28 protein-coding genes are annotated in these 22,132 nt (G+C 70.7%); 13 read left to right on the top strand and 15 right to left on the bottom strand.

Annotated elements, in window-relative coordinates; genetic code table 11:
• Positions 1–46: 46 nt before the first annotated feature.
• On the top strand, positions 47–427 hold the full coding sequence (locus SK095_RS14660; protein WP_320546711.1) for a gamma-glutamylcyclotransferase family protein: 381 nt from the start codon (positions 47–49) through the stop codon (positions 425–427).
• A gap of 43 nt (positions 428–470) precedes the next feature.
• Here the strand turns inward: SK095_RS14660 and SK095_RS14655 are convergent, their stop codons facing one another.
• Complete coding sequence (locus tag SK095_RS14655; protein ID WP_320546710.1) at positions 471–869, bottom strand: lysozyme inhibitor LprI family protein; 399 nt, start codon at positions 867–869, stop codon at positions 471–473.
• 344 nt (positions 870–1,213) lie between these two features.
• Here SK095_RS14655 and SK095_RS14650 point away from each other — a divergent pair, with 344 nt between their 5' ends.
• From SK095_RS14650 to SK095_RS14595, 12 genes are all read left to right on the top strand, one after another.
• Positions 1,214–2,170, top strand: a complete 957-nt coding sequence (locus tag SK095_RS14650; protein WP_320546709.1) for a TAXI family TRAP transporter solute-binding subunit — start codon at positions 1,214–1,216, stop codon at positions 2,168–2,170.
• A 165-nt stretch (positions 2,171–2,335) separates the two neighbouring features.
• Entirely contained in the window at positions 2,336–4,360 is a 2,025-nt protein-coding gene (locus SK095_RS14645) for a TRAP transporter permease (RefSeq protein WP_320546708.1), read from the top strand.
• Entirely contained in the window at positions 4,357–4,749 is a 393-nt protein-coding gene (locus SK095_RS14640) for a DUF1850 domain-containing protein (protein WP_320546707.1), read from the top strand. The genes SK095_RS14645 and SK095_RS14640 overlap by 4 nt, the downstream gene beginning before the upstream one ends.
• A 90-nt stretch (positions 4,750–4,839) precedes the next feature.
• The gene (gene atpD, locus SK095_RS14635; RefSeq protein ID WP_320546706.1) at positions 4,840–6,258 is read left to right on the top strand and encodes a F0F1 ATP synthase subunit beta; all 1,419 of its coding nucleotides are present in this window, start codon (positions 4,840–4,842) and stop codon (positions 6,256–6,258) included.
• A complete protein-coding gene (locus SK095_RS14630; RefSeq protein ID WP_320546705.1) occupies positions 6,251–6,688 on the top strand; it encodes a F0F1 ATP synthase subunit epsilon in 438 nt (145 codons plus the stop codon). Before atpD ends, SK095_RS14630 begins: the two co-directional genes overlap by 8 nt.
• Complete coding sequence (locus SK095_RS14625; protein ID WP_320546704.1) at positions 6,688–6,972, top strand: AtpZ/AtpI family protein; 285 nt, start codon at positions 6,688–6,690, stop codon at positions 6,970–6,972. The genes SK095_RS14630 and SK095_RS14625 overlap by 1 nt, the downstream gene beginning before the upstream one ends.
• Complete coding sequence (locus SK095_RS14620; protein ID WP_320546703.1) at positions 6,969–7,247, top strand: ATP synthase subunit I; 279 nt, start codon at positions 6,969–6,971, stop codon at positions 7,245–7,247. Before SK095_RS14625 ends, SK095_RS14620 begins: the two co-directional genes overlap by 4 nt.
• A complete protein-coding gene (locus SK095_RS14615; protein WP_320546702.1) occupies positions 7,244–7,930 on the top strand; it encodes a F0F1 ATP synthase subunit A in 687 nt (228 codons plus the stop codon). Before SK095_RS14620 ends, SK095_RS14615 begins: the two co-directional genes overlap by 4 nt.
• Before the next feature lie 4 nt (positions 7,931–7,934).
• A complete protein-coding gene (locus tag SK095_RS14610) occupies positions 7,935–8,183 on the top strand; it encodes a F0F1 ATP synthase subunit C (RefSeq protein WP_090312305.1) in 249 nt (82 codons plus the stop codon).
• A gap of 10 nt (positions 8,184–8,193) precedes the next feature.
• Positions 8,194–8,943 (top strand): F0F1 ATP synthase subunit delta, encoded by a 750-nt coding sequence (locus SK095_RS14605; RefSeq protein WP_320546701.1) that lies wholly within the window; start codon positions 8,194–8,196, stop codon positions 8,941–8,943.
• Positions 8,924–10,459, top strand: coding sequence for a F0F1 ATP synthase subunit alpha (locus tag SK095_RS14600; protein ID WP_320546700.1), 1,536 nt, complete (start codon positions 8,924–8,926; stop codon positions 10,457–10,459). Before SK095_RS14605 ends, SK095_RS14600 begins: the two co-directional genes overlap by 20 nt.
• A complete protein-coding gene (locus SK095_RS14595) occupies positions 10,456–11,289 on the top strand; it encodes a F0F1 ATP synthase subunit gamma (protein ID WP_320546699.1) in 834 nt (277 codons plus the stop codon). The genes SK095_RS14600 and SK095_RS14595 overlap by 4 nt, the downstream gene beginning before the upstream one ends.
• Before the next feature lie 2 nt (positions 11,290–11,291).
• Here SK095_RS14595 and SK095_RS14590 read toward each other — a convergent pair whose 3' ends face one another.
• The 14 genes from SK095_RS14590 to folE2 form a co-directional block, all read right to left on the bottom strand.
• Positions 11,292–11,594, bottom strand: a complete 303-nt coding sequence (locus SK095_RS14590; RefSeq protein ID WP_320546698.1) for a cyd operon YbgE family protein — start codon at positions 11,592–11,594, stop codon at positions 11,292–11,294.
• Positions 11,578–11,694, bottom strand: a complete 117-nt coding sequence (gene cydX / locus SK095_RS14585) for a cytochrome bd-I oxidase subunit CydX (RefSeq protein ID WP_320546697.1) — start codon at positions 11,692–11,694, stop codon at positions 11,578–11,580. Before cydX ends, SK095_RS14590 begins: the two co-directional genes overlap by 17 nt.
• Positions 11,695–11,931: 237 nt before the next feature.
• Positions 11,932–13,074 (bottom strand): cytochrome d ubiquinol oxidase subunit II, encoded by a 1,143-nt coding sequence (cydB, locus tag SK095_RS14580; RefSeq protein WP_320546696.1) that lies wholly within the window; start codon positions 13,072–13,074, stop codon positions 11,932–11,934.
• A gap of 12 nt (positions 13,075–13,086) precedes the next feature.
• The gene (locus SK095_RS14575) at positions 13,087–14,661 is read right to left on the bottom strand and encodes a cytochrome ubiquinol oxidase subunit I (protein ID WP_320546695.1); all 1,575 of its coding nucleotides are present in this window, start codon (positions 14,659–14,661) and stop codon (positions 13,087–13,089) included.
• Complete coding sequence (gene cydP, locus SK095_RS14570; protein WP_136491084.1) at positions 14,658–14,873, bottom strand: cytochrome oxidase putative small subunit CydP; 216 nt, start codon at positions 14,871–14,873, stop codon at positions 14,658–14,660. The genes SK095_RS14575 and cydP overlap by 4 nt, the downstream gene beginning before the upstream one ends.
• A gap of 364 nt (positions 14,874–15,237) precedes the next feature.
• On the bottom strand, positions 15,238–15,780 hold the full coding sequence (locus tag SK095_RS14565; RefSeq protein ID WP_320546694.1) for a putative natural product biosynthesis protein: 543 nt from the start codon (positions 15,778–15,780) through the stop codon (positions 15,238–15,240).
• 73 nt (positions 15,781–15,853) lie between these two features.
• A complete protein-coding gene (locus SK095_RS14560) occupies positions 15,854–16,222 on the bottom strand; it encodes a DUF2946 family protein (RefSeq protein WP_320546693.1) in 369 nt (122 codons plus the stop codon).
• A gap of 8 nt (positions 16,223–16,230) precedes the next feature.
• Positions 16,231–16,683 (bottom strand): bacteriohemerythrin, encoded by a 453-nt coding sequence (locus SK095_RS14555; RefSeq protein ID WP_320546692.1) that lies wholly within the window; start codon positions 16,681–16,683, stop codon positions 16,231–16,233.
• A 148-nt stretch (positions 16,684–16,831) separates the two neighbouring features.
• Entirely contained in the window at positions 16,832–17,416 is a 585-nt protein-coding gene (locus tag SK095_RS14550; RefSeq protein WP_320546691.1) for a 6-carboxytetrahydropterin synthase, read from the bottom strand.
• The gene (locus SK095_RS14545) at positions 17,410–18,756 is read right to left on the bottom strand and encodes a dihydroorotase (protein WP_320546690.1); all 1,347 of its coding nucleotides are present in this window, start codon (positions 18,754–18,756) and stop codon (positions 17,410–17,412) included. The genes SK095_RS14550 and SK095_RS14545 overlap by 7 nt, the downstream gene beginning before the upstream one ends.
• Positions 18,753–19,625 carry a metal ABC transporter solute-binding protein, Zn/Mn family gene (locus SK095_RS14540; protein ID WP_320546689.1) on the bottom strand — a complete coding sequence of 291 codons (873 nt, stop codon included), beginning with the start codon at positions 19,623–19,625 and terminating at the stop codon, positions 18,753–18,755. The genes SK095_RS14545 and SK095_RS14540 overlap by 4 nt, the downstream gene beginning before the upstream one ends.
• A 10-nt stretch (positions 19,626–19,635) precedes the next feature.
• Positions 19,636–20,496 carry a metal ABC transporter permease gene (locus SK095_RS14535; protein WP_320546688.1) on the bottom strand — a complete coding sequence of 287 codons (861 nt, stop codon included), beginning with the start codon at positions 20,494–20,496 and terminating at the stop codon, positions 19,636–19,638.
• Positions 20,496–21,161 (bottom strand): metal ABC transporter ATP-binding protein, encoded by a 666-nt coding sequence (locus tag SK095_RS14530; protein ID WP_320546687.1) that lies wholly within the window; start codon positions 21,159–21,161, stop codon positions 20,496–20,498. Before SK095_RS14530 ends, SK095_RS14535 begins: the two co-directional genes overlap by 1 nt.
• Positions 21,158–22,054, bottom strand: coding sequence for a GTP cyclohydrolase FolE2 (gene folE2, locus SK095_RS14525; protein WP_136491075.1), 897 nt, complete (start codon positions 22,052–22,054; stop codon positions 21,158–21,160). The genes SK095_RS14530 and folE2 overlap by 4 nt, the downstream gene beginning before the upstream one ends.
• Between the last annotated feature and the right edge of the window lie 78 nt (positions 22,055–22,132).

The raw sequence follows: 22,132 nt of genomic DNA, 5'->3' as shown, positions 1-22,132 counted from the left end.
CAATGAGCCTCTCGCCGGCTCAGGCGGCCACAAGGAAGCAGGCGTCATGTCATCCATCTCGACAACCCATCGAGTAGCCGTTTATGGAACCCTGAAGTGTGGCCTTGCCAATCATGGCTTGCTCCGGCATGCCCGCTATCTGGGCGAGACGCTGCTCCATGACATCACCCTTTACGATCTCGGCTGGTTCCCCGGGGCCAAGTTGGAATCATCAGGTGGCATTCTGGCCGAAGTTTATGGTGTGGATGAGAGCACCCTGGCGATCCTCGATCACCTCGAAGGCTTTCGGCCGGGAGATCCGGAGCGCAGCCTGTTCCTGCGTCATCCAGTGGAAACTCCATTGGGTGAGGCTTGGGTGTATATCTACAACCATCCGGTTGACGAGTTCGAGCCGATGCGCAGCGGCTCTTGGTGGCCGGATCATTGATCGTCTGGATCTCGAGCCGGAGTGTCGTGGAGCAGCGGTGTGCTCATGGCTCGTCGATGCCCTCGATTTCAACCGCCCTCTCCCGGGTCATCTCCAGCATGCATCCCGCCCCATTGATCCTATCGATTGTCCCGCCGGTCAGGCTGCCATACAGCCCGCAATTGGCATCCCGGTACTTGATCCACAGTCGCTGTGCATCGCGCAGTTGAGTCTGCTGTTCGGGGGCGATGGCCTGCATGGCGGCCTTGTAGGCTTGATTGAGGCGGGCATCCTGCACCGTCGTTTCGTTGCCGATGCAGTTCAACATGTTGGTGGTGACGCCGCCGGAGGCGTCCATGCAGCTTGAGAAAACGGGCGAGTAGCCGTCGTCAGCGGCGAGGACTGGCGTGACGAGGCTGATGGACAGCAGAACGGGCAGGCAGCAGTGGGCGATGAGTTTCATGGCGGTTTCTCGGTCCCTGAGTTGAGGTGAAGCCGGCTGATGGGCCGGCTCGCCCGTGGATATTCCACACGTTAGCGCAAGCGCCCGCTGGCGGGCCATCGTTCCGCCGCTTGGGGAGAGCCAGCGAGCAGGCGCGCCCGCCAGGGATCGGCAGGAATCTGCCGATCCCTGTTCCATCATCGGCAAGAATCCGCCGATCCATCCCCTGCCTCTCCCCGCCAACCCCCATCCCAGAGCCATCCACCCCTTTGGCACGCCGTCTGCAATGTGACTTCACCCGGCCGGCGCGCCCCCTCGCCCGTCCGGCATTCCAAGAACAAGCACAACAAAGACGGAGAAACGCCATGACCCTGAGCAAACGCCTCGGCCTGTTCGCCGCTGCCGCCGCCCTGACTGCCAGCACCGCCAGCTTCGCCGCGCCGACCTTCATCAACGTCCTCACCGGCGGCACCAGCGGGGTGTACTACCCGGTGGGCGTGGCCCTGTCGCAGGTGTACAGCAACGGCATCGACGGCTCGAAGACCTCGGTGCAGGCCACCAAGGCCTCGGTGGAGAACCTCAACCTGCTGCAGGCCGGCCGCGGCGAGCTGGGCTTCTCGCTGGCCGACTCGGTGGACGACGCCTGGAAGGGCGTCGCGGACGCCGGCTTCAAGGCGCCGCTGACCAAGCTGCGCGCCATCGCCGGCACCTACCCGAACTACATCCAGATCGTCGCCAGCGCCGAATCCGGCATCAAGACCCTGGCCGACCTCAAGGGCAAGCGCATCTCGGTCGGCGCCGCCAAGTCCGGCACCGAGCTGAACGCGCGGGCCATCTTCAAGGCCGCCGGGCTGTCCTACGAGGACATGGGCAAGGTCGAGTTCCTGCCCTTCGCCGAGTCGGTGGAGCTGATCAAGAACCGCCAGCTGGACGCCACCCTGCAGTCCTCGGGCCTCGGCATGGCGGCGATCCGCGACCTGTCGTCGGTGATGCCGCTGAACTTCATCGGTGTGCCGGCGGAGGTGGTGGCGAAGATCGGCAGCCCGGCCTACCAGGCCAGGATGATCCCGGCCGGCACCTACGACGGCCAGAGCGAGGACGTGCCGACCGTGGCGATCACCAACATCCTGGTCACCCACGACAAGGTCTCCGACGAGGTGGCCTACCAGATGACCAAGCTGATGTTCGACAACCTCGGCCGGCTGGCCTCCTCGCACTCGGCGGCCAAGGACATCCAGCTGCAGACCGCCACGCAGAACCTGCCGATCCCGCTGCACCCGGGCGCCGAGCGCTTCTACAAGGAAGCCGGCGTGCTCCAGTAAGGCGCCGAGCCGGTCGGGGCGCCTGCGGCGCTCCGCCGGTGCATGGCCGCGGGCGTTGCGCCCGCCGCCCGCCCGCAGAGGTGCCAGCAAAGCCAGCGTGAACGCTCGCGGCAGGTTTTGTTGGCGGCTCTCGTCCCTTCCGATTTCCCGCTCCGAGGTGTCCCCATGAGCGAAAGCCAAGGTCTGCACGCCAGCCCCGGCCAGTGGCCGAAGGCGCTGTTCTACGTCGCCCTGCTGTTCTCCATCTACCAGATCGTCACCGCCGCCTTCCATCCGGTGTCCAGCCAGGTGCTGCGCGCCGGCCACGTCGGCTTCCTGCTGCTGCTGGTGTTCCTCTGCTATCCGGCGCGCGGCAGCGACCGACCGTTCCAGCCGCTGGCCTGGCTGCTCGGCCTGGCCGGCATGGCCACCTTCGCCTACCAGTGGCTGTTCGAGGCCGACCTGATCCAGCGCTCCGGCGAGCTGACCGGCGCCGACATGGCGGTCGGCGTGCTGCTGGTCGCCCTGGTGTTCGAGGCGGCGCGGCGGGTGATGGGCATCGCCCTGCCGATCATCTGCCTGCTGTTCCTCGCCTACGGCCTGTTCGGCGAGTACCTGCCGGGCGACCTGGCGCACCGCGGCTACGGCGTCGACCAGATCGTCAACCAGCTGGCGTTCGGCACCGAGGGCCTGTACGGCACGCCGACCTACGTGTCGGCCACCTACATCTTCCTGTTCATCCTGTTCGGCGCCTTCCTCGAGCAGGCCGGGATGATCAAGCTGTTCACCGACTTCGCCCTCGGCCTGTTCGGCCACAAGCTCGGCGGCCCGGCCAAGGTGTCGGTGGTGTCCTCGGCGCTGATGGGCACCATCACCGGCTCCGGGGTGGCCAACGTGGTGACCACCGGCCAGTTCACCATCCCGCTGATGAAGCGCTTCGGCTACCGCCCGGCGTTCGCCGGCGCGGTGGAGGCGACCGCCAGCATGGGCAGCCAGATCATGCCGCCGGTGATGGGCGCGGTGGCCTTCATCATGGCCGAGACCATCAACGTGCCCTACGTCGAGGTGGCCAAGGCGGCGCTGCTGCCGGCGCTCTTGTACTTCGGCTCGGTGTTCTGGATGGTCCACCTGGAGGCCAAGCGCGCCGACCTGCGCGGCCTGCCGAAGAGCGAGTGCCCGAACGCCTGGGCGGCGGTGAAGGAGCGCTGGTTCCTGCTGATCCCGCTGGTGGTGCTGGTCTGCCTGCTGTTCGCCGGGCGCACGCCGATGTTCTCCGGTACCGTCGGCCTGGCGCTGACCGCCATCGTCATCCTCGGCTCGGCGATCATCCTCAGGGTGTCCTCGTGGGGCCTGCGCATGGCCTTCTGGATCGCCCTCGGCGTGCTCTGCGCCGGCTTCTTCAGCCTCGGCATCGGCGTGGTGTTCGCGGTGATCGGCCTGCTGGTGGCGGCCTGCTGGTTCGTCAAGGGCGGCCGCGACACCCTGACCCTGTGCCTGCACGCGCTGGTCGAGGGCGCCCGCCACGCGGTGCCGGTGGGCATCGCCTGCACCCTGGTCGGGGTGATCATCGGCGTGGTGTCGCTGACCGGCATCGCCACCACCTTCGCCGGCTACATCCTCGCCATCGGCCAGGACAACCTGTTCCTCTCGCTGCTCCTGACCATGCTCACCTGCCTGGTGCTGGGCATGGGTATCCCGACCATCCCCAACTACATCATCACCAGCGCCATCGCCGCGCCTGCGCTGCTGGAACTGGGCGTGCCGCTGATCGTCTCGCACATGTTCGTCTTCTACTTCGGCCTGATGGCCGACCTCACCCCGCCGGTGGCGCTGGCCGCCTTCGCCGCGGCGCCGATCGCCCGCGAGAGCGGCTTCCGGATCAGCCTGTGGGCGGTGCGCATCGCCGCGGCCGGCTTCGTGGTGCCGTTCATGGCGGTCTACGATCCGGCGCTGATGCTGCAGGGCGACAGCTGGGGCGCGATCCTCTACATGCTGGTCAAGGCGGCGCTGGCGATCGCCCTGTGGGGCGCGGCCTTCACCGGCCACCTGCAGCGCGACCTGGCCGCTTGGGAGCGTCTGCTGGCGTTCGCCGCCGGGGTGGCGCTGATCCTCGCCCTGCCGCTCAGCGACGAACTGGGCTTCGCCCTCGGCGGCCTGTTCCTCGCCCAGCACTGCTGGCGTGCGCGCCGCGCCCTGGCGGTGGCGGCGTGATCGGCCTGTGCCTGGGGCTGGCCGGCGCGGTGTGGGCGAGCCTGCCCGTGCCGGCCTTCACCCTGGCCTGGACCCACACCATCGAGAAGGTGCGCTGGGAGGAGGACTACCGCGTCACGCCCGAGGGCCTGGTCCTCGGCGAGGCGCGGGTGAGGGGCAACGGCGCCGGCATGGAGATCCCCGACGGTGCCGAACTGCGCGACGGCAGCTGGCACTACCGGCGCCAGCTGCCGCCGCTGCAGCCGCTGCGCGTCGGCCGCACCCCTGAGGCGGGCGACTACCAGCTGTGCTTCGCCGGCGCCTGCCATGAGCTCAGCGAATGGCTCGGCCCGCCCTCGGCGGAGCGGCCGGCGCTGGAGCTGTGGAGCTGCAGCCTGCCGGTGGGCTGAACCGCCGGCGACAGCGTCACGGCAACTTGCGCAGCCCCGCCGCCATTGGCCACTATCCATGGATGGATGAACCCGGCACAGGAGAGGCGCGTGCAAGAGGTTGCCGAGGGACGGGTCAGCGCCGTGCGCGGCGCGGTGCTCGACGTGAGTTTCCCCGGGGCCCTGCCGGCGCTCGGCGAGGCGCTGGCGGTGCAGCGCGAGGACGGTAGCAGCCTGCTGGCCGAGGTGCAGGCGCACCTCGACGAGCACCGGGTGCGCGCCATCGCCCTGGCTGCCACCGCTGGGCTGCCGCGCGGGGTGGCGGTGCGTGCCCTCGGCGGTCCGCTCGAGGTGCCGGTGGGCGAGGCGCTGCTCGGCCGCCTGGTCGACGTCGGCGGCGTGCCCGGTGATCGCGGCGCCGCGCTGCCCGCCGACGTGCCGCGCCGGCCGATTCACCGCCTGCCGCCGCCGTTGGCGGCGCAGAGCGTGACCCGCGAACTGTTCTCCACCGGCATCAAGGTCATCGATCTGCTCACCCCGCTGGTGCAGGGCGGCAAGGCGGCGATGTTCGGTGGCGCCGGGGTCGGCAAGACGGTGCTGGTGATGGAGCTGATCCACGCCATGGTCGAGCGCTACCGCGGCATCTCGGTGTTCGCCGGGGTCGGCGAGCGCTCCCGCGAGGGCCACGAGATGCTCAACGACATGCGCGGCTCCGGGGTGCTCGCCCACAGCGTGCTGGTCTACGGGCAGATGAACGAGCCGCCCGGCGCGCGCTGGCGGGTGCCGTTCACCGCGCTGAGCATCGCCGAATACTTCCGCGACGAGCGCCGGCAGAACGTGCTGCTGCTGATGGACAACGTGTTCCGCTTCGTCCAGGCCGGCGCCGAGGTGTCCGGCCTGCTCGGTCGTCTGCCGTCGCGGGTCGGCTACCAGCCGACCCTGGCCGACGAGGTGGCGGCGCTGCAGGAGCGCATCGTCTCGGTCGGCGGGGTGGCGGTGACCGCCATCGAGGCGGTCTACGTGCCGGCCGACGATTTCACCGATCCGGCGGTGACCGCCCTGGCCGCCCACGTCGACAGCATGGTGGTGCTGTCGCGGCAGATGGCCGCCCAGGGCATGTACCCGGCGGTCGATCCGATCGCCTCCTCGTCGCTGCAGCTCGACGCCCTGGTGGTCGGCGAGACGCACGTCGCGGTGGCCACCGAGGTGCGCCGTGTGATCGAGCATTACCGCAGCCTGCAGGACGTCATCGCCCTGCTCGGCATCGAGGAGCTGGGCGTCGAGGACCGCCGCATCGTCGGCCGCGCGCGGCGCCTGCAGCGCTTCCTGACCCAGCCGTTCGCCGTCACCGAGGCGTTCACCGGCATGCCCGGCCGCTCGGTGGCGCTGGCCGACACCCTGGCCGGCTGCCAGGCGATCCTCACCGGCGAGTGCGACGACTGGCAGGAGCGCTCGCTGTACATGGTCGGCACCCTCGACGAGGCGCGCGCCAAGGAGCAGGCGGCGCAGCAGGGAGGCGCCCATGGCTGAGCCACTGCACCTGCTGATCGCCACTCCGCAGCGGATCCTGGTCGACCTGGCCGACGTGGTGGCGCTGCGCGGCGAGGACGCCAGCGGCAGCTTCGGCCTGCTGCCCGGCCACGTCGACTACCTCACCGTGCTGCGGTCCAGTGTGCTGCGCTGGCGCCGCGCCGGCGGCGAACTGGGCTTCTGCGCGGTACGCGGCGGCGTGCTCAGCCTCGCCGGCGGCGAGCTGCGCGTGGCCTGCCGCGAGGGCATCCTCGGCAGCCGCCTCGACGAGCTGGAGGCGCGGGTGCGCGAGGCCCGCGAGGCGCAGCACGACAGCGCGCGCCAGGCGCGGGTCGAGCACCTGCGCCTGCACACCCGCGCGGTCCGCCAGCTGGTACGCTACCTGCGTGCCGAGGGCGAGACGCCGTTCAATCCCGAGGGAGAGCCGTGATGAAGCCGGACGACCAGCCGGACCAGAGCATGGACGCCGCGGCGCGCCGCGCCGTACAGCGCGAGGCGCAGTCCCGCGACGACCCGGAGCCGTCGCTGGGCCGCCGCCTCGGGCAGATCGGCGTGCTCGGCTGGGCCATCGTGGTGCCGCTGCTGCTCGGCCTGTTCATCGGCCGCTGGCTGGACCGCCTGCTCGGCACCGGGGTGATGTTCGCCGCCGCCCTGCTGTTCCTCGGCGCCGCCCTCGGCCTGTGGTCGGCCTGGCGCTGGATGCACCGCCAATGACGGCCTGGACGCAGCTGCCGCTGGCCGCGCAGCTCGGCGTCGGCGTGCTGGTCGGTGCCCTGGTCGGCGCCCTGCACTTCGCCTCGCTGGCCCTCAACCTGCGCCTGTTCAGCGCCGGCCGCGTGCTGCCGGCGCTGGCCCTGCAGCTGCTGCGCGTGGGCCTGAGCGTGGCGGCGCTCGCCGCGCTGATCAATTTGGGCCTGGCGGCGCTGCTGGCCGGTGCGCTCGGCCTGCTGCTGGCGCGGCAGCTGACGCTGCGGAGGATGCGGCCATGATGACCTCGCCGCTGGTCAGCGAGACCCTGTTCCATCTCGGTCCGCTGCCGGTCAGCAAGGCGGTGGCGGTGACCTGGCTGCTGATACTGGCGCTGGCCGGTGGCAGCTGGCTGCTGACTCGCCGCCTGAGCCTGCGCCCGTCGCGCGGACAGGCCGTGCTGGAGCTGCTGGTCGGCACCCTCGACGAGCAGATCCGCGCCACCATGCAGGTGGAGCCGGCTCGCTACCGGCCGCTGTTCGGCAGCCTGTTCCTGTTCATCCTCGCCGCCAACTGGGCGGAGCTGCTGCCGGGGCTGGAGCCGCCGACCGCCAATCTGGAGACCGACGCCGCCCTGGCGCTGATCGTGCTGGTCGCCAGCGTCGGCTACGGCATCGCCAGCCAGGGCCTGCGCGGCTACCTGCGCACCTTCGCCGAGCCGAGCTGGGTGATGATCCCGCTGAACATCGTCGAGCAACTGACCCGCACCTTCTCGCTGATCGTGCGCCTGTTCGGCAACATCATGAGCGGCGTGTTCGTGGTCGGCATTGCCCTGTCGCTGGCAGGCCTCTTGGTGCCGATCCCGTTCATGGCCCTGGACCTGCTCACCGGGGCGATCCAGGCCTACATCTTCAGCGTGCTGGCCATGGTGTTCGTCGCCGCCGCGGTCCAGGGGCACGCCCCGCCCTCGTCAAGCAAGGAGTAGTCGCATGGACAACCTGATCCAGATCGTCAGCATCATCGCCGCCGCCGTCGCGGTGAGCTTCGGCGCCATCGGCCCGGCGCTGGCCGAGGGCCGCGCGGTGGCTGCGGCGATGGACGCCATCGCTCGCCAGCCGGAAGCCGCCGGCAGCCTGTCGCGCACCCTGTTCGTCGGCTTGGCGATGATCGAGACCATGGCCATCTACTGCCTGGTGGTGGCGGTGCTGCTGCTGTTCGCCAACCCCTTCGTGCACTGAGTCCGCGCCCATGACCCTGGACTGGTGGACCCTCGGCCTGCAGACGCTCAACGTCGTCGTGCTGGTCTGGCTACTATCGCGCTTCCTGTTCAGACCGGTGGTGCGCATCGTCGCCGAACGCCAGCAGCAGGCCGGCCGCCTGCTCGACGAGGCGGCGGCGGCCAAGGCGACCGCCGAGGCCGAACGGCAGCAGGCACAGGCCGCTCGCGAGGAGCTGGCCGCCCAGCGCGAGGCGGCGCTGGCCGCCGTGCAGCGCGAGGCCGCTGCGGCTCGCGAGCGCCTGCTCGCCGACGCCCATGCCGAGGCCGAGCGCCAGCGTGTCCAGGCCGAGGCCGCGCTGCAGGCGCAGCGCCTCGCCGCCCAGGCGCAGCTCGAGGCGCAGGCCGGCACGCTGGCTCTGGACATCGCCACGCACCTGCTGGCGCGCCTGCCGGACAGCCTGCGGGTCACGGCCTTCATCGACGGTCTGGTCGAGGGGCTGGAACAGCTCGCCCCGGCTGCCCGGCAGACCCTGTGTGCCGAGCACGGCGCGCTGACCCTGCGCGCGCCGCGCCCTTTGGCGGCGGACGAGCTGCAGCGCTGTCGCGCGGCGCTGGCGCCGGCGCTCGGCGGCGAGCCGCAGTTGCGCGTCGAGGTCGAGCCCGGGCTGATCGCCGGCCTCGAGCTGGAAGGCTCCAGCGCCGTGGTGCGCAACAGTTTCCGCGCCGACCTGGCGCGCTTGCAGCGGGAGCTGAGTCGCCATGACCTCGCCGACGTCTGATGCCCTGCCCGGCGGGGACTGGCTGGCGCGCAGTCGCGCGGCGCTGGCGCGCACGCCGCTGCACGCCGAGGCCGGCGAGATCGGCCGGGTGCTGCAGGTGGCCGACGGCATCGCCCAGGTCAGCGGCCTGCCCGGCGTGCGTCTCGACGAGCTGCTGCGCTTCGCCGACGGCAGCCTGGGCTTCGCCCTCAGCCTGGACAGCGAGCGGATCAGCGTGGTGCTGCTCGACGAGGGCGCGGCCATCGCCGCCGGCAGCGAGGTGCACGCCACCGGCGAGGTGCTGCAGGTACCGGTCGGCCCGGGCCTGCTCGGCCGGGTGGTCGACCCGCTGGGCCGCCCGCTGGACCGCGACGAACCGCTGGTCGCCGAGACCCGTCTGCCGATCGAGCGCCCGGCGCCGGCGATCATCGAACGGGCGGCGGTCAGCGAGCCGGTGGAGACCGGCGTGCTGATCGTCGACGCGCTGTTCGCCATCGGCCGCGGCCAGCGCGAGCTGATCATCGGCGACCGCGCCACCGGCAAGACCTCGCTGGCGCTGGACGCCATCATCAACCAGAAGAATTCCGAGCTGATCTGCGTGTACGTCGCCGTCGGCCAGCGCGCCGCCGCCGTGCAGCAGGCCATCGAGGCGGTGCTCGCCCATGGCGCCGCCGAGCGCTGCGTGTTCGTGGTCGCCTCGGCCGCCGCCCCGGCCGGCCTGCAGTGGGCCGCGCCGTTCGCCGGCTTCAGCATCGCCGAATACTTCCGCGACCGCGGCCAGCACGCCCTGGTGGTGATCGACGACCTGACCAAGCACGCCGCCACCCACCGCCAGCTGGCCCTGCTGACCCACGAGCCGCCGGGCCGCGAGGCCTATCCCGGTGACATCTTCTACCTGCATGCGCGCCTGCTGGAGCGCGCCGCCAGGCTGTCCGACGAACTCGGCGGCGGCTCGCTGACCGCGCTGCCGATCGCTCAGACCGAGGCCGGCAACCTGTCCGCCTACATCCCCACCAACCTGATCTCGATCACCGACGGACAGATCTTCCTCGACAGCCGCCTGGCCGCCGCGAACCAGCGCCCGGCGGTGGACGTCGGCCTGTCGGTCAGCCGGGTCGGCGGCAAAGCCCAGCCGAAGGCGCTGCGCGAGGTGGCCGGACGCCTGCGCCTGGAGTACTCGCAGTTCCTCGAGCTGGAAATGTTCACCCGCTTCGGTGGCCTCAGCGATGCGCGGGTGCGCGAGCAGATCGCCCGCGGCGAGCGCAGCCGCGCCCTGCTGGCCCAGCCGCGCTTCGCCGCCCTGCGTCTGGTCGACCAGGTGGCGCTGCTCGCCGCGCTGAATGCCGGGTCGTTCGACGCCCATCCGCCGGCGCTGCTCGGCCGCCTGCGCGCGCGCCTGCCGGCCTGGCTGGATGCGCGCGCGGCCGCGCAGGTGCAGGCCGCGCGCCAGGGCGGCGAACTGGACGAGGCGGCGCAGGCGCAGCTGGTCGAGCAGGTCGCCGCGCTGTGCCGCGAGCTGGGCGGGAGCGCGCCGTGAGCGGGCGCCTCGCCGAGGTCGGCCAGCATCTCGCCACCACCCGCGAACTCGGCGTGGTAGTCGGCGCCATGCGCGGCATCGCCGCCGCGCGCGTGCAGGAGGCCCGCCAGCACCTCGACGGCGTGCGCGCCTACGCCGCGACCCTCGGCACGGCGATCGGCGAGGCGCTGGCCCTGCTGCCCGAGCCGCAGCGGCCGGCGGCGACGGCCGACGGCCGCGCGTATACCCTGGTGCTGGCCTTGTGCGCCGAGCAGGGCTTCGTCGGCGGCTTCAACGAGCGGGTGCTGGATGCGGCGCAGGGCGCGCTGGACCGCGGCGCGCAGCTCTGGCTGCTCGGCGAGCGCGGCGAGCTGGGCGCCCGGGAGCGTGGCCTGCTGGTGGACTGGACGGCGCCGATGGCGGTGCACCTCGACGAGGTGCCGGCGCTGGCCGGGCGTCTCGGCGACGCGCTGTATGCCCGCCTCGGCAGCGGCACGGCGCAACGGGTGGCGCTGGTGCATGGCCAGCCGGGACGCAGCGAGGTGCTGGTGCGCTCGCTGCTGCCGTTCGACTACTCACGCTTCGCCGTATCGCGCCGCCGGCAGGCGCCGTACCTGACCCTGACGCCGGCGCGGCTGATCGCCGATCTGGCCGACGAGTACCTGTACGCCGAGCTGTGCGAGGCGCTGGTGCTGTCCTTCGCCGCCGAGAACGAGGCGCGCATGCAGGCGATGGTCGCCGCCCAGGGCAACGTCGAGGCGCGGCGCGACGAGCTGCTCGCCGAGTTCCGCCGGGTGCGCCAGGACGAGATCACCGAGGAGATCGTCGAACTGTCGGCGTTGCGCCTGTGAACTCAAGTCAGCTGGGCGCGCCAGAGGGCCAGATAGCCCAGGCCCATCAGCAGCCAGCCGCCCAGCGGATGGAAGATGCTGCGCCACAGCCGGCTGTACGGGTCGAAGCCGACGCCGTGGACGAAGCCGCTGCAGATGCCCCACATCACCAGCATCAGCAGCCCGTGGCTGTAGCGGCCCTCGGCGTCGAGCATGGCGGCGGGATGGATCAGCAGCACCAGCGCCAGCGGTGCGGCCAGCAGCAGGGAGCCGGCGCGGCTGATGCCGCGCCGCAGCCAGGGACGGGGCTCAGCAGCCACCCGCATCGCCCTCGTCGAGGTTCTGGGTGGTTTCCAGCCACAGCGCGTTGACAATCCCGCAGCTGCAGGCCAGCAGCACGCCGAGGATCCAGGCGAAGTACCACATCTGTCGTTCTCCTTGGCCCAGGTGGGCACTGATCGAGTAGGGTGCGTCGTGCGCACCGGAAAACCGCCGTGGCCCCATGGTGCGCATGGCGCACCCTGCGGCCTCGGCTGCAGCTCCAGGGCACGGAGCGTCGCCGCTCCGGCACGTCTTGTCGTAGGGTGCGCCGTGCGCACCGGAAAACCACCGTGGCCCCATGGTGCGCATGGCGCACCCTACGCTCGGCCACGGTTCGCGGCCTCAGTACAGCCCGTGCGGGTTGGCCTCGATGGTCTTGTCGGTCAGCCGGCCCCACATGCGCAGGTAGCTCCACAGGGTGTAGGCAAGGATCAGCGGCACGAAGATGCCCGCCACCACCAGCATGATGCCCAGGGTCTTGCGGCTGGATACCGCGTCCCACACGGTCAGGCTCGACGCCGGGTCGAGCGTCGAGGGCAGCACGAAGGGGAACAGCGCGAAGCCGGCGGTGCAGATGGTGCCGACGATGGCCAGGCTGCTGCCGAGGAAGGCCACGCCGCCTCGGTTGAGCTGCGCGCCCAGCGCGGCGAGCAGCCCGCCGGCGATGCCCAGCAGGGGCGCGGCCTGGGTCAGCGGGTAGAGCTGGTAGTTGGCCAGCCAGCCGCTGTTGTCCAGGCTCACCTGCTTGTGCAGCGGGTTGAGCGCCGTACCCAGATCGGCGAAGCCGCCGACCAGACTGAAGCCCTGGATGCCGCTGACCAGCCAGCCGCCGGCGGCGACGAAGGTCAGCAGGAACACCAGCGCGCACAGCCGGGTGGCCAGCCGCGAGCGCTGCTGCAGGTCGGCATCGGTGCGCAGCATCAGCCAGGCGCCGCCGTGGGCGCAGAGCATGCTCAGGCTGACCAGCCCGGCGAGCAGGGCGAACGGGTGCAGCAGGGCGAAGAACGAACCCTCGTAGGTCGAGCGCATCAGCTCGTCGAGGCGGAACGGCAGGCCGAGGAACAGGTTGCCGAAGGCCACGCCGAACAGCAGCGCAGGCAGAGCGCCGCCGACGAACAGCGCCCAGTCCCAGGCGCTGCGCCACTGCTGGTTCTCCAGCTTGCTGCGGTAGTCGAAGCCCACCGGACGGCAGAACAGGCCGAACAGCACCAGCAGCATCGCCCAGTACAGTCCGGAGAAGGCGGTGGCGTAGACCATCGGCCAGGCGGCGAACAGCGCGCCGCCGGCGGTGATGAACCACACCTGATTGCCGTCCCAGTGCGGGGCGATGGTGTTGATCGCCACCCGCCGCTCGTTGTCGGTGCGGCCGACGAAGGGCATCAGCGCCATGGCGCCCATGTCGAAGCCGTCGGTGAGGGCGAAGCCGATCAGCAGCACGCCGATCAGCACCCACCAGATGAGTTTCAGGGTTTCGTAGTCGAACATGGCAGTCTCTCCTCAGGCCCTGGCCGCTTGCGCGTCGGCCAGGCGCTCGAAGTGGTAGCGGCCGGTGTGCAGACTGGACGGGCCGAGACGGGCGAACTTGATCATCAGGTACATCTCGATCACCAGCAGCAGGCTGTAGAAGGCGATCAGGGCGATCAGCGAGCCCCACACGTCACCGCTGCTCAGACTGGAGGCCGACAGGTGGGTCGGCAGCACCTCGCCGATCGACCACGGCTGGCGGCCATGCTCGGCCACGTACCAGCCGGTCTGCGCGGCGATCCACGGCAGCGGCAGGCTGAGCAGCGCCCACTTGAGCAGCCAGGGCTTGCTCTCCTCGTTCTTCTTCGCCGAGGACCAGAAGGCGCAGGCGAACAGCGCCAGCATCAGAAAGCCCGAGGCGACCATGGCGCGGAAGCTCCAGAACAGGCTGAACACGTGGGGAATGGTGTCCCTGGCGGCCAGCCGGATCTGCTCGTCGCTGGCATCGACCACGTTGGCGGTGTACTTCTTCAGCAGCAGGCCGTAGCCCAGATCGTTCTTCACCGCCTCGAAGGCGGCGATGGTCTGGCTGCTCTGGTCGCCGCCGCGCAGCTGCTCGAGCAGGGCGTAGGCGGTCATGCCGTTGCGGATGCGCGCCTCGTGCTCGACGATCAGGTCCTTGATGCCCTTGACCTCCTCGTCCAGCGAACGGGTGGCGATCAGCCCCAGCGCCCAGGGGATCTTCACCGCGTAGTCGGTGCGCATCTCTTCCTGGTTGGGCAGGCCGAACAGGGTGAAGCCAGCCGGTGCCGGGTGGGTTTCCCACTCGGCCTCGATGGCGGCCAGCTTGGTCTTCTGCACGTCGCCGATCTCGTAGCCCGACTCGTCGCCGAGGATGATCACCGAGAGGATCGAGGCCAGGCCGAAGGCCGAGGCGATGGCGAACGAGCGGCGGGCGAAGCCCAGATCGCGCTTCTTCAGCAGGTACCAGCTGGAGATCGCCAGCACGAAGATCGCCCCGGTGACGTAGCCGGCCGCCACGGTGTGGACGAACTTGACCTGCGCCACCGGGTTGAAGATCAGCGCGCCGAAGTCGACCAGCTCCATGCGCATGGTCTGGTAGTTGAACTCGGCGCCCACCGGGTTCTGCATCCAGCCGTTGGCGATCAGGATCCACAGCGCCGACAGGTTGGAACCCAGCGCCACCAGCCAGGTCACCGCCAGGTGCTGCACCTTCGACAGGCGGTCCCAGCCGAAGAAGAACAGGCCGATGAAGGTCGACTCGAGGAAGAACGCCATCAGCCCCTCGATGGCCAGCGGCGCGCCGAAGATGTCGCCGACGTAGTGGCTGTAGTAGGCCCAGTTGGTGCCGAACTGGAACTCCATGGTCAGCCCGGTGGTGACGCCGAGGGCGAAGTTGATGCCGAACAGCTTGCCCCAGAACTTGACCATGTCCTGGTAGACCTGTTTGCCGGTCATCACGTAGACCGACTCCATGATCGCCAGCAGGAAGGCCAGCCCGAGCGTCAATGGCACGAACAGGAAGTGGTACATCGCGGTCATGGCGAATTGCAGACGCGACAGGTCGACGACGGCTTCCGAGATCATCTCGGCTCCTCCTCGGTGAGTGACAAAGACGGTGGCGCGCCGTGGCCCAGCAGGTGCCGGCCGACCCGCTCGCTGCCGTTCTCCGGCACGGTCGGCGCACCGAACCAGAGGGCGCGGATGGTCAGCAGGATGGCCAGCTTGAGCAGCAGGATGACGGCGAGTTCGCGCACCAGGGGGATGCGCCAGGGCGAAGAACGGGGAGGTGACGACATGCGGGGGACTCCGGGCTTCATTCGGCGGCTGACGGCGGATGTGGGCGGGGTTCCAGGCTGACGGCGACGCGGCAGCGTACGGACGGTCGCGGATTGTTGTTGGCGGGGAGGGCTCCCGGGCGACCTGAAAAAAGCCCCCCCTCGCAGGCGAGGGGGGGAGAGGGACAGACAACCACTGGGTGGTTGCAGCTGGTTGACCCGAGCCTAGTCGTGGAACCCCTAAGCTCCGGCTCGAGACAGGGCCAGTGTCGTGCCGGCGGCCGGTGTCCTCAACTGCGACAGCCTGCCACAGTGCAGCGCCGCCCCGGCGTGGTTGCGGCGGTCGGCGGGAGCGACGGCGCAGCCGTGGCAGGTTGTCGCAGGTTCACACCTTCAGCCAGCGGCGGAAGCCGGCGCCGCTGCGGGTGCCCAGCGGGCACCAGGCGAAGTCCCAGGGGGTCGGCGGCAGCTCTTCCAGTTCGACGGCCATCGGCCGGCATGCCGGACGCGCGCTGCGTTTCCAGTCGAACACCGGCGCGGCCGAGCCCTGCCAGGCCAGCACCACGCCGAGGGCCTCGCTGTGGTCGCTGACCACCCAGCGGGCGGCGGCGGCGATCATCAGCGTCTCGATGTGCTCCTCGTCGATGCGGAAGCGGTAGTCGGATTCCAGCAGCCAGCGGCAGACCTGCAGGTGGAAGGTCCAGTCGAGGATGACCTGGCGGCGGTAGGCCCAGGTCATGAACGCGCGGAAGATCCGGGTGCCGTCCGGCGGATCGAGCTTGAGCAGCGCCGGGCAGACGTCGAACAGGGTGTGCCAGTAGGGCAGCAGGCGGGCGTCGAGGTGCACGAAGCTGCGGGCATTGCCGGGGTAGTCGGGAAAGGGTTGCACGGCCGGGCGCTTGCCGGCTGCACGGGCGATTTTTTCCATGGTGGCGAATCCTGAAAGCCGTATGGGCCGACCGCGGGCGCGGTCGGATGTCGAGGGGTGACGACGGCGGCTTTCAGGGCGCGCGGGGGTTCAGCGGCGGCCAGCAGTGGCGCGGGGGAGCCTTGCAGCGTCTTTCGCGCGGCAGGCGCACGGCGTCCGGGCCGCGCCGCCGGAGCAGCCAGCTCAGGCAGAACAGCAGCGCCAGGGCGAGGGTGGCGGGATTGCAGAGGGGGCAGTTGAACGGCTGGGACGCCTCGTCGCTGGCGGGCAGGCCGCCTGCCGGAGCGTCGCCGTCGTCGGTCTGGCAGAAGGCGCCCGGCCCGAGCAGCAGCTCGAGGCCGACATGGCTGGCATGGTGGTAGCTGCAGACGAGCGCGTTGAGCAGTATGCCCAGGCACAGCGCCAGGGTCACCAGCCAGCGGTTGTCAGCGGAGCGGAGCATGCGGGGGCTCAGCGGAACAGCTTTTTCCACAGGCCCGACAGCAGCGAGCCGCTATCGATCTTCTGCACGTAGGGGACGTAGTCCCGGTCCTCCTGTTTGACGTGGTTGACCAGCCACAGGCCGATGAAGATCCGCACCTGCTCGGCGAGCTTCAGCGGGTCGCAGCCGGACTCCAGCTGGCGAAGGTACTTGTTGGCCCGGCTCTTGAAACTCTCGTGGACCTTGTGGTGCGCATCGAGCATCGGGTAGCGCGCCTTGGCCATGAGGCTTTCCTCGAAGGTGTTGTGGGAAATGGCGTAGCTCACCAACCCGTTGACGATCACCTCGATGCCTTGCGGATTGCCGCTGGCGATGACGGTGGCGAGTTCGTCGAAGTAGGCGAAGAGCCGCTTGTGCTGCTCGTCGATCACGGCGATGCCGATCTTGTAGTCGTCCGACCAGGAAAGGTTCAGGCTGTCCATGCGAATTCGTCAACTCCTTGTAGGTAACACGGAAAAGCGCTCGCGGCAGGTTACCGTTGCGTTACGGCACTCCCGGCGCGGGCGGATGTTAGCCGATAAGCCGCTGCAGAGCATGGGCAGCGGAGAATTGCACGGCCTCGCCGGGCGCTCAGGGCAGTGGGCGGGGATTGCGCCAGCGCTCGCCGGCCAGCAGCCGGTCGAACAGCTGCGGGTCCGACCACTCGGCGCGGATCTGCGTCGAGAAGCGGATCTGCGCCAGCTCGAAGGCCCCCATGCGCGGATTGAACGCATCCGCGCGGAAGCACTGCGCGTAGCCGCTCTCGGTCTCGTGGACGATCACCGAGTGCAGGCGCACGTCGCCTTCGCCGTTGGCCGTCTCGGTCTGTGCCAGCAGCGCATCGACCAGACGGAAGATCACCCGCGCCAGTTGCTCGGCGCTCGGCGACACCGGCAGGGCGATCCAGCGCTCGGAGAAGCGCTGGCAGCTGGCGATGTACTCGGGGTCGTCGCCGTCCCAGAAGCTCAGCGCGTGGTCGAAGGCGTCGATCAGCTCGCGCACGCCGCCCTTGAGCAGGCCGAAGTCGTAGACCATCTGCCCGTGGTCGAGGGCATGCGCCTCCAGCAGCAGCTCGACGCGATAGGAATGGCCGTGCAGCGAGTGCGCGCAGCGCCGGCTGGTGCAGCCGCGCACGATGTGCGCGTTCTCGAAGCGGAACAGCTTGCGGATCAGCATCGCGCCTCCCGCACGAAGCGCAGAGGCAGCCCCTGGCAGTCGTCGTCGAGCTGCCCGGCGTTCCAGGCGAGCTGGCCGGAGACCACGGTGGTGCGTACTGCATGGCGGAACTGGCGGCCGCGGAACGGCGTCCAGCCGCAGTGGGCGAGGATCGGCTCGCTGTCCACCGGTCGCGGTACGGCGAGACGCTCGACCAGCACCAGGTCGGCCCAGTAGCCCTCGCGCAGGTAGCCGCGCTGTGCGATGGCGAAGCGCTCGGCCACCGCGTGGCTGGTCAGCTCGACCAGGCGCGGCAGCGGCATCAGGCCGTCGGCGACCAGTTCGAGCAGCGCTGGCAGGGCGTGCTGGACCAGCGGCAGGCCGGATGGTGCCTGCAGGTAGGGGCGCGCCTTCTCGTCCAGGGTGTGCGGCGCGTGGTCGGTGCCGATCACGTCCAGGCGCCCGCAGAGCAGCGCCTGGCGCAGGGCGTCGCGGTCGGCGCGGCTCTTGATCGCCGGGTTGCACTTGATCAGGTGGCCGAGCGCGGCGTAGTCGCCGTCGTCGAAATACAGGTGATGGGCGCAGACCTCGGCGGTGATCCGCTTGCCGGTCACCGGGCCGGGCTGGAACAGGCTCAGTTCGCGGGCGCTGGTGATGTGCAGCACATGCAGTTGCGTGCCGTAGCGCTGCGCCAGGCTCACGGCCAGGCTGGAGGAGCGGTAGCAGGCTTCGGCGTCGCGGATCAGCGGGTGCTGGTCGGCGGGGATATCCTCGCCGTAGCGCGCCCGCCACTGCGCCTCGCGCGCGCGGATGCGCGGGGTGTCCTCGCAGTGGGCGAGCAGCATGGTCGGGCAGTCGCGGAACAGCCGCTCCAGCGAGGGCAGGTCGTCGACCAGCATGTCGCCGGTGGAGGCGCCCATGAACACCTTGACCGCCGCGACCCGCTCCGGCGCGAGCGCGGCGACGGTGTCCAGGTTGCCGTGGCTGGCGCCGAAGTGGAAGCCGTAGTTGACCTTCGCGCAGGCCGCGGCGCGGCGCTCCTTGGCTTCCAGCGCCGCCAGGGTCAGGGTCGGCGGGTGGGTGTTGGGCATGTCCATCACGCTGGTGATGCCGCCGGCCACGGCGGCGCGCGATTCGCTGGCGAAGCTGCCCTTGTGCGGCGCGCCGGGGTCGCGGAAATGCACCTGATCGTCGATCAGGCCGGGCAGCAGGAACTGGCCGGCGGCGTCGATCTCGCGGGCGGCGGCGCCTTCGATGCTGCCGGCGATCTTGTCGATGCGGCCGTTGCGGATCAGCAGGTCGGCGTCGAACTCATGCCCTTCGTTGACCAGACGGGCATTGCGGATCAGCAGGCTTTTCATGGCGCCAGCGCCTCGAGCAGGCGCTCGACGTTCTGCCGGTACATGCCCAGATAGCTGCTGGCCGGCCCCTCGGCGGCGAGGGCGTCGGAGTACAGGGTGCCGCCGACCCGCGCGCCGGCCTCGCTGGCGATCTGCTCGATCAGCCGCGGATCGCGGATGTTCTCCACGAACAGGGCGCGCATCCGCTCCTCGCGCAGCTGGCGGATCAGCGCGGCGGTCTCGGCGGCCGAAGGCTCGGCGGCACCGCTGACGCCCTGGGCGGCGCGGAACTGCAGGTTCCACTCGCGGGCCAGGTAGCCGAAGGCGTCGTGGCTGGTCAGCACCCGCCGGCGTTCGGCGGGCAGCGCTTCCAGGCGCGGGGCGATCTCGCTGCGCAGGGCGTCCAGGCGCGCCAGCCAGGCGTTGCGGCGGGCCGCGTAGTCGGCGGCGTTGTCCGGATCGATCTCGCTCAGCGCGCGGGCGATGTTGCGCGCGTAGGTCTCGGCGTTGCCGAGGCTCTGCCAGGCGTGCGGATCGGCGATGCGCCGGCCGTCCTCCTCGACCTGCAGCGGCAGCACGCCGGCGCTGGCGTCGATGCGCCGGCCGCGCGCCTCGCCGCTGGCCAGCAGGCGCTCCAGCCAGGGCTCGAAGCCCAGGCCGTTGGCGACCAGCAGGTCGGCGGCGAGGATGGTGCGCAGGTCGCGCGGGGTCGGCTCGAAGACATGGGCGTCGGCATCGGCAGCGACCAGGCTGGTCAGCACGATGTCGTCGCCGCCGATCTCGCGGGTGAGGTCGGCGAGGATGCTGAAGGTGGTGACCACCTGCGGCCGCTCGGCGGCGTGCAGGGTCAGGGGCAGGTACAGGGCGAGCAGGACGAACAGTCGACGCATGGGGCGATCCTCAGCAGGACAGGGGCGGCGGGCTGCGGCGCAGCAGGCCGTGGACCGGCCCGAGACACACCGACAGCAGGTAGGCAGCACCGGCGAGCAACACGATGCAGGGGCCGCTCGGCAGGTTGGCGTGGAAGGACAGCAGCAGGCCGAGCCACACGCACAGCGCGCCGAGAGCGGCGGCCACGCCCAGCAGCACCGGCAGGCGCCGGCTCCAGAAGCGCGCGGCGGCGGCCGGCAACACCAGCAGGCCGATCACCATCAGCGCGCCGATGGCGTGCAAGCCGGAAACCAGGTTGAGCACCACCAGGGCGAGGAACAGCGCATATGCCGGCGCGCCACGTCGGCTGACGCTGCGCAGGAACACGGCGTCCAGGCTGTCCTGCACCAGCGGGCGGTAGATCAGCGCCAGCAGCGTCAGGCTGGCGGCGGAGACCACCAGCATGCTGCGCAGGGTCGCGGCGTCCACCGCCAGTGCCGAGCCGAACAGCAGGTGCAGCAGGTCGATGCGCCGCCCGGCCAGGCCGAGCAGCAGCACCCCGCTGGCCAGCGATATCGGGTAGATGGCGGCCAGGCTGGCGTCTTCGCGCAGGCCGGTGCGCCGCGTCACCCAGGCGGCCAGCGCCGCCATGCCGAGGCCGGCGACCAGCCCGCCTGCGGCCAGCGCCGGCAGGCTCAGGCCGAACAGCCAGAAGGCCAGCGCCGCACCGGGCAGCACGCCGTGGGCGATGGCATCGCCCATCAGACTCATGCGGCGCAGCATCAGGAACACGCCCAGCGGGGCAGTGCTCAGTGCCAGCGCCACGCCGCCGGCCAGGGCGCGGCGCAGGAAGGCGAATTCGGCGAAGGGTTGCCAGAGTGGGTCGAGCATCAGGCCTCCTGCACCAGGGGCGCGCTCAGCAACTCGCGGCTCGGCCCGCAGCGGCAGCCGTCGGCGCCGACCAGCAGACAGTCCGGCAGGTGCTCGCGCACATCGGCCAGATCATGGCAGACCACCAGTTGCGTACGGCCGTCCCGCTGCCAGGCGGCGAGGCGCCGCCAGAGCAGGCGCTGGCCGGCCTCGTCGAGGGCGGCGGCCGGCTCGTCGAGCAGCAGCAGCGGCGCGTCGGTCAGCTCTAGACGGGCGAGCAGGCCGCGCTGCAGTTCCCCGCCGGACAGGGCGACCAGCGGCCGTCCGCCCAGTTCGCTCAGGCCCCAGGCGGCCAGCGCCGCATCGAGCCGCTGCCGGCGCGCGCTGCGCGGCAGGCGCGTGCGCCACAGGCCGGCGGCGACCAGCTGGGCCAGCTCGATGGGAAACTGGCGGTCGATGGCCTGTTGCTGCTGCAGGTAGCCGACTGCGCCGAGGCCCTGCGCGGCGATCCGCAGGCGCCCGGCCAGCGGCGCCTGCAGCCCGGCGAGCACCCTGAGCAGGCTGCTCTTGCCGCAGCCGTTGGCGCCGACCACCGCGGTCAGGCTGCCCGCCGCCAGGCGCAGGTCGAGCGGCGGGGTCAGCGGCCGTCCGGGCGTGCCCCACTGCAGGCCCTCGGCGCGGATCATGCCGTCTCCCTGCTCCAGCGACTCTCCGCCACCGCGTCGTGGGCGTGCAGGCTTTCGGCGTGCACCACGCGCAGCTCGAAAGCCTCCAGCCCCGGCTGGGCGAGCAGGGCGACGTGCAGGCGCCGCGCGGCGTCCTCGCAGAACATCAGGTTCTGCCCGTTGGCCAGGGCGAAGGCCTGCTCGTCGGCGCGCTTGACCGCGGTCTGCAGGGCGGTGCCCAGTGCCGCCTCGGCGCGCTCGATCAGCGCCAGCAGCGGCAGGTGTGCGGCGCCGGGGCGCAGGCGCACGCGCAGGGTCGCGCTCGAGCGCTGGCTGTGCGGGGTGGCGAGGATGCCGGCGCTGCTGCCCAGCCATTCCAGCACCGCGCCGGGCTCCAGCGGCTGGCCGGCGAAGTCTTCGGCGAAGCGCTGCTGGATCAGCTGGCGCGCCAGCGCCGCCGAGCAGGGGCAGGTCGACGAGTAGCCGATCGTCACCTCCAGGGTCACCTCCAGGCCACGGTCGTCCAGGCGAGCCTCGACCACCAGCGGATAGCCCTTCCAGCCGGCCAGCGGACTGACCAGTGCCGGGCGCCTGAGCAGCGCCTCGGCGCGGATCTCCAGGTGGGCGGCCGTGGACAGGCCGGCATGGCTGGCAAGGAACTCGCCGAGCACCCTGGCCAGCAGCGCCGGACTCAGTTCCTCCGTTTCCAGCGCCTCCAGCGCCAGGTACAGGCGCGACATGTGGATGCCGCGCGCCGCGGCATCGTCGAGGCTGACCCCGGCGCTGATCCGGGCGGCGAGGCGCTGGCCGTGCAGGACGACCGGCTGGGCGATGCCGGCCATGCCGACCCGCTCCAGCGGCAACTGGGCAGAAGAGGTTTGCGCGGCGATATCCGGCAGGCTCAGGCTGTTCATCGGCAGTCCCTTGATGGTCAGGCGGTAGAAAATGTTATGTTATAACTCAAATTTAACCAAGCACTGCCGTCTGCCATT

Source organism: Pseudomonas sp. AN-1, from assembly GCF_034057115.1.
Classification (GTDB): Bacteria; Pseudomonadota; Gammaproteobacteria; order Pseudomonadales; family Pseudomonadaceae; genus Geopseudomonas.
Note: the sequence above shows the minus strand (reverse complement) of the source record. Positions and strands in the feature narration are given on the sequence as shown.